Source organism: Hydrogenophaga sp. FW305-3-2-15-A-LB1, assembly GCF_058787875.1.
Genome location: NZ_JBYTAE010000036.1, coordinates 44,664 through 52,907 on the forward strand (window position 1 = coordinate 44,664; position 8,244 = coordinate 52,907).

The 8,244-nt window shown below is 68.3% G+C and carries 8 protein-coding genes; 5 read left to right on the plus strand and 3 right to left on the minus strand.

Features of this window, described 5'->3' with window-relative positions:
* The first annotated feature begins 131 nt into the window (after window positions 1-131).
* Complete coding sequence (locus AC3WPZ_RS12955) at window positions 132-527, plus strand: hypothetical protein (protein WP_492439932.1); 396 nt, start codon at window positions 132-134, stop codon at window positions 525-527.
* Window positions 528-753: 226 nt separating this feature from the next.
* On the opposite strand, the gene radC is transcribed toward AC3WPZ_RS12955, so the two are convergent.
* A complete protein-coding gene (gene radC, locus AC3WPZ_RS12960) occupies window positions 754-1,446 on the minus strand; it encodes a RadC family protein (RefSeq protein ID WP_492439934.1) in 693 nt (230 codons plus the stop codon).
* A gap of 99 nt (window positions 1,447-1,545) precedes the next feature.
* Between radC and AC3WPZ_RS12965 the strand changes: the two genes are divergently transcribed.
* From AC3WPZ_RS12965 to AC3WPZ_RS12980, 4 genes are all read left to right on the plus strand, one after another.
* Window positions 1,546-1,992: an FKBP-type peptidyl-prolyl cis-trans isomerase gene (locus AC3WPZ_RS12965; protein ID WP_492439936.1), complete on the plus strand. Its 447-nt coding sequence runs from the start codon at window positions 1,546-1,548 to the stop codon at window positions 1,990-1,992.
* Window positions 1,992-2,963: a 4-hydroxy-3-methylbut-2-enyl diphosphate reductase gene (gene ispH / locus AC3WPZ_RS12970; protein ID WP_492439938.1), complete on the plus strand. Its 972-nt coding sequence runs from the start codon at window positions 1,992-1,994 to the stop codon at window positions 2,961-2,963. Before AC3WPZ_RS12965 ends, ispH begins: the two co-directional genes overlap by 1 nt.
* 46 nt (window positions 2,964-3,009) lie before the next feature.
* Complete coding sequence (gene serS / locus AC3WPZ_RS12975) at window positions 3,010-4,329, plus strand: serine--tRNA ligase (protein WP_492439940.1); 1,320 nt, start codon at window positions 3,010-3,012, stop codon at window positions 4,327-4,329.
* 116 nt (window positions 4,330-4,445) lie between these two features.
* On the plus strand, window positions 4,446-4,976 hold the full coding sequence (locus tag AC3WPZ_RS12980) for a dihydrofolate reductase family protein (protein WP_444688395.1): 531 nt from the start codon (window positions 4,446-4,448) through the stop codon (window positions 4,974-4,976).
* A 20-nt stretch (window positions 4,977-4,996) separates the two neighbouring features.
* Here AC3WPZ_RS12980 and AC3WPZ_RS12985 read toward each other — a convergent pair whose 3' ends face one another.
* Window positions 4,997-6,304 (minus strand): serine hydrolase domain-containing protein, encoded by a 1,308-nt coding sequence (locus AC3WPZ_RS12985; protein WP_492433052.1) that lies wholly within the window; start codon window positions 6,302-6,304, stop codon window positions 4,997-4,999.
* A 32-nt stretch (window positions 6,305-6,336) separates the two neighbouring features.
* On the minus strand, window positions 6,337-8,232 hold the full coding sequence (locus tag AC3WPZ_RS12990; RefSeq protein WP_492439943.1) for a PAS domain-containing hybrid sensor histidine kinase/response regulator: 1,896 nt from the start codon (window positions 8,230-8,232) through the stop codon (window positions 6,337-6,339).
* Between the last annotated feature and the right edge of the window lie 12 nt (window positions 8,233-8,244).

Below are 8,244 nucleotides of genomic sequence, written 5' to 3' on the forward strand. Positions count from 1 at the left end.
GGTTCGTGGCTCCGATGAATCTGCCCAACGGCCTGGGCGATGGGGGCGGGGCACGTGGGGCGTATGTCTCGCTGGTCCGTCTGTTAACTGCTGCCTCGCCCATGGCGTCGATCATCCATGCCTCAGGGGACATGCTTGGCGCCGCTCTGGTGGCGCCCGTGCTCGAATGGCGGGACGGTCACCTGATGCTAGGCTTCTCCGAGGGCGATGCGCCCGAGCGGGTGTCGCAGGCGCTGATCGTGTGGACGGTGAGCGCCCGAGTACCACCCGGCCTGTGGCCGTCTCCCGCGCCGCTGGCGGCCTTGGCGGGCTATCTGCACGTGTCCCTGCGTTGTTCCTTGCTGGAGCCGGTCGCTCCGCAGCGCTTTCGGGCTCGGCAGGCGCTGGTGCAGGGCAACCTGGGCGACCTTGGCACGGCCGACCTCGGCCGGGTCGTGCGGGGGCTGTGGCTAGGTGGGGACGATGCTCAGCGCGCTGCCGCGGGCGTCTTCAGCGCCTGGACGCGCTACGCGGCCAGCGCCCAGTAGGGCTCGACCTGCGGGCGTCAATCGGCATGCTGATGGCTGTTCATCCGTCTTCTGTCCTGAGTTGCGATGGTGTGGTAGCTACAGCTTCTCAGCTCGGGGACGGATGAACAGTTCTTTGAGACTTCACTACTAGTGCCGGCACCAGACGGCGGCGACATCGCCACGGATTCAACCACCAGCCGCGTAAGAGCCGCAGTCGGCCATGACAACTTCCTGAGACACGGCCTTACATCATGCCTTCCTGGGCCATGGAAACGGCCTTGTCTCGCGTGACCACGAAATGGTCCAGCACGCGCACATCCACCAGGGCCAGGGCAGTGAGCACGGTGCGGGTCAGTTCGATGTCGGCCAGCGAGGGCTCGGCGTTGCCGCTGGGGTGGTTGTGCGCCAGCACCACGGCCGAGGCGTGGTGGTGCAGGGCGCGCACCACGATCTCGCGCGGGTACACGGTCGCCTGGGAGAGCGTGCCCCGGAACATGTCTTCCATCGCGATCAGGCGGTTCTGGCTGTCCAGGAACATCACGGCGAACACCTCATGGGGCCGTGCGCCCAGCTGCAGCTGAAGGTATTCCCGCGCGGCTTTGGGGCTCTCGAAGACGGGTCGTTTCTCCAGCTTCTCGGTCAGCGCGCGGCGCGCGATCTCCAGCACCGCGACCACTTCCGCGCGTTTGGCGGGTCCCAACCCCTTGATCTGCTTGAGGGAGTCGGCACCGGCGTCCAGCAGGCCTCTGATGCCGCCAAAACGGCTCAGCAGTTCATGGGCCAGCTGCAGCACGTCCTTGCCGGTGATGCCGGTGCGCAGCAGCAGGGCGAGCAACTCGACATCGCTCAGCGCGGTGGGGCCTCGGGCGAGCAGTTTTTCGCGGGGGCGTGATTCGCGCGGCCAGTGCTTGACGCCATTGATCGACAGGCCATTCATGGGCGGTCCTTCCTGATTGGGTGGGGTTTTTACAATAGGGGCTGTGTCGGCCCCCAGCCGCCTTTTTCGCATACTTTTTACTGACATACTCCCCCACCTATGCCCCAAGTCCAAGAAGGTTCCTTCCTGACCCTGCACTACCGCATGTCCGGGCCGCAGGGACAGGTGATCATTGACACCTTCGAAGGCAAGCCCGCCACGCTCAGCCTGGGGGCTGGCGAACTCTCGCCCGCGATCGAGCAGCGCCTGATCGGGCTGGAGGAGGGCACGCGCACGGTGATCGAACTCGCCGCGGGCGAGGCCTTCGGCGATCGCCAGCCGGACATGGTGCAGTGGGTGGCGCGCAAGCTGCTCAACGAGCTGGGCGACCCGCACGAGCAGTACGCCGCGGGCGACGTGGTGCAGTTCCCCACGCCCGACGGCCTGGGCAGCTACGCGGGCGCGGCCGTCCAGGTGCGCGAGGACGGCGCGGTGCTGTTCGACTTCAACCACCCGCTGGCGGGCCAGCCGGTGCGCTTCGAAGTGCAACTGATCGGGGTGCTGTGATGGGCGATTCACCCGAAATCATCATGGCCGAACCCCGGGGCTTCTGCGCCGGGGTGGACCGCGCGATCGAGATCGTCGAGCGCGCGCTGGCCAAGTTCGGCCGGCCGATCTACGTGCGCCACGAGATCGTGCACAACACCTACGTGGTCAACGACCTCAAGTCCAAGGGCGCGATCTTCATCGAGGAACTCTCCGATGTGCCGCCCGGTGCCACGCTGGTGTTCTCGGCGCACGGCGTGAGCAAGGCGATCCAGGAGGAAGCCCGGCAGCGCGGCTTCCAGATCTTCGACGCCACCTGCCCCCTGGTGACCAAGGTGCACGTGGAGGTGGCCAAGCTGCACCGCGAGGGCTACGAGTTCATCATGATCGGCCACAAGGGCCACCCCGAGGTGGAAGGCACCATGGGCCAGCTCGACAGCGGCATCCACCTCGTGGAAGACGTGGCCGACGTGGCCCGCGCCGCACCCGCGCAGACCGAGAAGCTCGCCGTGGTCACGCAGACCACGCTGTCGGTGGACGACGCGGCGGAGATCCTCGACGCCGTGAAGGCGCGCTTTCCCAGCGTGCGCGAACCCAAGCAGCAGGACATCTGCTACGCCACGCAGAACCGGCAGGACGCGGTCAAGCTGCTGAGCCCGCAGGTGGACATCGTGATCGTGGTGGGCAGCCCCACCAGCTCCAACAGCAACCGCCTGCGCGAGCTGGCGGTGAAGCTGGGCACGCCCAGCTACATGGTGGACAGCGCCGACGAGATCCAGGCCGAGTGGTTCGAAGGCAAAAGCCGCGTGGGCCTGACGGCGGGGGCCTCGGCGCCCGAGATCCTGGTGCGCCAGGTGATCGAGCGCATCAAGGCGCTGGGCGCGATCTCGGTTCGCACGATGGACGGCTTGACCGAGACCATCAAGTTCCCGCTGCCCAAGGGCCTGAAGATCGACGGCGAAGACACCAAGCCGCTGGAACACCTGCGCTGAGGCGCGCCCGCCGCGCCCGACCGGGGCGCAAAACTACAATCGCCGCATGCTAGACATCGTTCAACTGAGAAAAGACCTCGACGGGGTCGTGGCGCGCCTGCAGACCCGCAAGCAGCCCCAGCCCTACCTGGATGTGCCCGCCTACCAGGCGCTGGAGTCCGAGCGCAAGGCGCTGCAGACGCGCACCGAGGACTTGCAGAGCCAGCGCAACACGCTGTCCAAGCAGATCGGCATACTCAAGGGCAAGGGCCAGCACGCCGAGGCCGACGCGGCCATGGCCCAGGTGGCGGCGTTCAAGGCCGAGCTGGAAGCCTCGGCCGCGCGGCTGGAGGTGATCCAGGCCGAGCTGCAGAACCTGCTGCTGGCCGTGCCCAACCTGCCGCACGAGAGCGTGCCGGTGGGCGAGGACGAAAACGGCAACGTGGAGCTGCGCCGCTGGGGCACGCCGCGCGCGTTCGACTTCAAGCTGCGCGACCACGTCGACATCGGCGAAAAACTCGGGCTGGACTTCGAGACCGGCACCAAGCTCGCGGGCTCGCGCTTCACCTTCATGCGCGGCCCCATCGCCCGCCTGCACCGCGCGCTCGCGCAGTTCATGCTGGACGTGCAGACGCAGGAGCACGGCTACACCGAGTGCTACACGCCCTACATCGTCAACGCCGAGACCCTGCTGGGCACCGGGCAGCTGCCCAAGTTCGAGGGCGACATGTTCGCCGTGAAGAAGGGTGGCCAGGAAGGCGAGGAAGTGCCGGACACGCAGGCGCTCTACCTCATCTCCACCAGTGAAATCACGCTGACCAACACCGTGCGCGACACGGTGCTGGCCGAAGCCGAGCTGCCGATCCGCCTGACCGCGCACACGCCGTGCTTCCGCTCCGAAGCCGGCAGCGCCGGGCGCGACACGCGCGGCATGATCCGCCAGCACCAGTTCGACAAGGTCGAGATGGTGCAGATCGTGCACCCCGAGAAGAGCTACGAGGCGCTGGACGCGATGACCGGCCACGCCGAGGCCGTGCTGCAGAAGCTGGGCCTGCCCTACCGCGTGATCGTGCTGTGCACCGGCGACATGGGCTTCGGCTCGACCCGCACGCACGACCTGGAGGTGTGGGTGCCCGCGCAGGGCACTTACCGCGAGATCAGCTCGGTCTCCAATTGCGAAGCCTTCCAGGCGCGGCGCCTGCAGGCGCGCTTCAAGAACGCGCAGGGCAAGAACGAACTCGTGCACACGCTCAACGGCTCGGGCCTGGCGGTGGGCCGCACGCTGGTGGCGGTGCTGGAAAACTTCCAGAACGCCGACGGCAGCGTGACCGTGCCCGAGGTGCTGCGGCCTTACCTGGGCGGTCTGGAGCGGCTCACGCCGCAGTGACCAGACACCCGGTGGGCGCTGCCGCTCCCCGGATGTCGAAAGCGCCCTGGCCCGTTCGTCGTGAGGGTGGGGCGCCCATGTTGGCGGCGGCCCCTTTGCACCAGAAAGGAAACGCCATGGCCAAGCTCGTGTTCGGCATGAACCAGTCCCTCGACGGCTACGTCGACCACACGGGTTTCGCGCCCGGCCCCGTGCTCTTTCGCCATTTCATCGAGCAGGCCCAGGGGCAGACGGGGAGCGTCTATGGTCGCGTGATGTACGAGATCATGCGCTACTGGGACGACGAGCATCCGGAATGGAACGCCGAGGAACGCGCCTTCGCGGCGGCGTGGCGCCGGCAGCCGAAGTGGGTGGTCTCGCGCACGCTGAAGTCGGTCGGCCCCAATGCGACACTGGTGGGGGATGACCTCGAGGGCGCGATCCGCGCGCTGAAGGCGGGGCACGACGGCGAGATCGAAGTGGCCGGCCCGAACCTGGCCAAGCGCCTCACCGAGCTGGGCCTGATCGACGAGTACCGGATCTACCTGCACCCCGTGGTGCTGGGCCAGGGCCAGCCCTATTTCGCCGGACCCCGGCCGCCGCTGCGGCTGGTGAGCCACGAGCCGATGGGCGAGGACGTGCTTCGGTTGACCTACGTGCCGGCCTGAGTTCGTGAGGGTGGTCGGCGTCAGCGCGGCTGGCGCATGAGGTGCCGCGCCACCGCGTCGAAGGCCGGCAGCGTGGTCGGGTCATTGGCGGCATTGCTCGCCACCGGGTGCGAGGCGTAGCGCACGATCACCACGCCGGCCTGCGGGTTCACGTAGATGCGCTGGCCGTGCACGCCGCGCGCCATGAAGGCGCTGTCGGGCTGGTGGGTGACCCACCACATGTTGCGGTAGCTCCAGCCGGGCAGCAGGCTGTAGCCGGCCTGGGCGAAGGCCTCGCGGCTGCCGCCGCGCCGGATGTCGTCCACCACGGCCTTGGGGATGATCTGCTGGCCGTTGAAGCGGCCGTTCTGGCGCAGCATCTCGCCAAACCGCGCGAGGTCGCGCAGGCCGGTGTTGAGGCCGCCGCCGGCGAAGGGGGTGCCGGTGGCGTCCACCGTCAGGTAGGCGTCCTGCTCCGCGCCCAGCCGGCTCCAGATGCGCTCGGACAGCAGTTCGGCCACGTTGCGCCCGGTGACGCGCGCGATGACCCAGCCCAGGGCATCGGAGTTGACGGTCTTGTAGCCGAAGGCCGCGCCGTGCCGGCCTTCGGGCAGCACGGTCTGCAAGTACTCGTAATAGCTGCGCGGGCCGGTGTAGTCCTTCGGCTTGGGCAGCGGGTTGCCGGCTTGCGAGAAGGCCCAGACTTCCGCGTTGGGGTCGGCATAGTCTTCGCTGTACTTGAGGCCCGTGGTCATGTCGAGCACCTGCCGCACGGTGGCGTTGCCGAAGGCCGAGCGCGCCAGCTCGGGCACGTAGTCCGCGACCCGCTTGTCCGCGTCCAGCCGGCCTTCGGCCACCAGCATCGCGCCCAGCGTGCCGGTGACGGATTTGGTCACCGACATGGCGCCGTGCTGCCCCTGCGCGTTCAGCACGCCGAAGTAGCGCTCGTAGACGACGCGGCCCTGGTGCAGCACCAGGATGCCGTCGGTGTAGTTGGCGGCCAGCGATTCGGCCCAGCTCATCGTGGCCGCGCCGCCCAGGGGGGTGAAGCGCACGGCGTCGATGTCCTGTCGCAGCGCGCGCGGCAGCGGCGTGGGCGCGCCCACACCGCGGGAGACGTTTACCGTGGGCATGAGCTGGCGGAAGTTCGACACGCTCCAGCGCATCGCGGGAAACTGGAAGTAGCTCCCGTCGTCGAAGCGCAGTTGCCGCTCCGGTGGGGGCGGGGAGCCCACCATCCAGCCCAGCCTGGCGGGGTCGCTGGCCGCGGCGTCCAGTGGCGCGGTCTGGGCGGCGGCGGTGTGGGCCACGCCCAGCGCGAGCGCGAACAGAAGGAGGGAGGATGTCATGGCGGTCCTTTGCGAACAAGGGGCCATGAAGGTTAACTCCCCAGCTGGGCGCGGGTTAGCAGGTCTTTCAGGTCGGACAGCTTGACCGGCTTCTGAAGGCGCGCGTCAAAGCCGTCGAAGTCGGCGCGGCCGGCTTTTTCGTCTTCGCTGCCGTAACCCGTGACGGCGGCGGCGAAGAGGGTGTCGCCACCGGGCAGGTCGCGCAGTTCCTGCAGGACCTGCGCGCCGTTCTTGTCCGGCATGCCAATGTCGAGGAAGGCCACGCGCGGGCCGTCCTGGCGGGCGGCTTCGAGCGCGGCCTTGCCATCGTAGGCGGTGCGCACGCGAAAACCCAGCATGCGCAGGAGGTCGGCGAGGCTGTCGGCGGCGTCCCGGTTGTCGTCCACGACCAGGAGCCAGGGGGTTTCCGGCTGGCTCGCTGTCGCGTCCACGAAGGCGCCGGGCAGTTCGAAGTGAAAGACGCTGCCTTGGCCCAGGCCGGGGCTGGTGGCGGCGATCGTGCCGCCATGCATCTCCACGATCGAGCGCGCCAGCGCCAGCCCGATGCCCAGGCCGGACTGCCGCGACGCGGCAATGCCATCGCCCTGGGAGAACAGCGCGAAGATGTCGTGGATGGCCGTGGCCGAGATGCCCTCGCCGTTGTCGGCCACCTCCACCCGCAGGCGGGTGCCGTTCACGCGGGCGCTCAGCTTGATGGTGCCGCCGATGGGCGTGAACTTGGAGGCGTTGCCCAGCAGGTTCTGCAGCACCTGGGCGAGTCGGATTTCATCGGCGTTCACCCAGAGGTTGGCGGCCGGGATGTCGACGTCGAAGGCCTGGGCCCGGGCGTCCATCGCGGGCCGCGCCACCTCGATGGCCCGGGTCGCGATCTGGTTGAAGGACACGCGCTCGGGCTTGACGCGGATCTTGCCGCTGGTCAGGCGCCCGGCGTCCAGCAGGTCGTCGATCAGCCGCGTGAGGTGGGTCAACTGCCGGTCGATCATGTCGCGGCTGGTGCGCAGCGTGGGGCTGGGCGAGCCCTCCAGCTGCAGGATCGACACCGCGTTGCGGATGGGCGCGAGCGGGTTGCGCAGCTCGTGGGCCAGCATGGCGAGGAACTCGTTCATGCGCTTCAGAGAATGCTCCAACTCGCGCAGCTTGCTGCGCTCGCTCATGTCGCGCGTGACCTTGGCGAAGCCGAGCAGGGAACCGTCCGCGCTGTGGATGGGCGTGACGATGATGTTGGCCCAGAAGGTCGAACCGTCCTTGCGCACGCGCCAGCCTTCGTCTTCGGTCCGGCCGTGGGCCAGGGCTTCCTTGAGTTCCCGGACAGGCAGGCCCGCCTGAACGTCCTCCTGCCGGAAGAACATGCCGTAGTGCTTGCCGATCACCTCGCTGGCCGCGTAGCCCTTGATGTCCTCGGCCCCGCCGTTCCAGCTCTGGATGATGCCGTCGGGGTCGAGCATGTAGATGGCGTAGTCGCGCACACCCTCGATCAGCAGGCGGAAGCGCTCCTCGCTTTGCCGAAGGGCTTCTTCGTGGGCGCGCCGTTCGGTGAGGTCGCGCGTGACCTTGCCGAAGCCGGTGAGCGTGCCGTGGGCATCGCGCATCGCGGTGATGACCACGTTGGCCCAGAACGGCGTGCCGTCCTTGCGGACGCGCCAGCCTTCTTCCTCGTACTTGCCGACCGCCGCGGCCTGCCGCAGCTCGTGGTCGGGCCATTGCCGTGCGCGTGCCGACTCCGGGTAGAACATCGAGAAGTGCCGGCCGATCACCTCGTCGGCGCGGTAGCCCTTGATGCGTTCGGCCCCCGCGTTCCACGACATCACGTGGCCCGCCGGGTCGAGCATGAAGATGCCGTAGTCCTGGACGGCCTCCACCAGCAGCTGGAAGCGGTCGGCGGTGGACGGTTCGCGCGTGTCGGGGTCAGTCACTGAAGTGCGCTCCAGGGGATGGGAGGG

Coding starts and splice junctions, on each gene's coding strand:
- serS (WP_492439940.1), top strand. CDS start 3,010: ATGCTAGACATCGTTCAACTGAGAAAAGACCTCGACGGGGTCGTGGCG.
- AC3WPZ_RS12955 (WP_492439932.1), top strand. CDS start 132: ATGCTTGGCGCCGCTCTGGTGGCGCCCGTGCTCGAATGGCGGGACGGT.
- ispH (WP_492439938.1), top strand. CDS start 1,992: ATGGGCGATTCACCCGAAATCATCATGGCCGAACCCCGGGGCTTCTGC.
- AC3WPZ_RS12985 (WP_492433052.1), bottom strand. CDS start 6,304: ATGACATCCTCCCTCCTTCTGTTCGCGCTCGCGCTGGGCGTGGCCCAC.
- AC3WPZ_RS12965 (WP_492439936.1), top strand. CDS start 1,546: ATGCCCCAAGTCCAAGAAGGTTCCTTCCTGACCCTGCACTACCGCATG.
- AC3WPZ_RS12980 (WP_444688395.1), top strand. CDS start 4,446: ATGGCCAAGCTCGTGTTCGGCATGAACCAGTCCCTCGACGGCTACGTC.
- radC (WP_492439934.1), bottom strand. CDS start 1,446: ATGAATGGCCTGTCGATCAATGGCGTCAAGCACTGGCCGCGCGAATCA.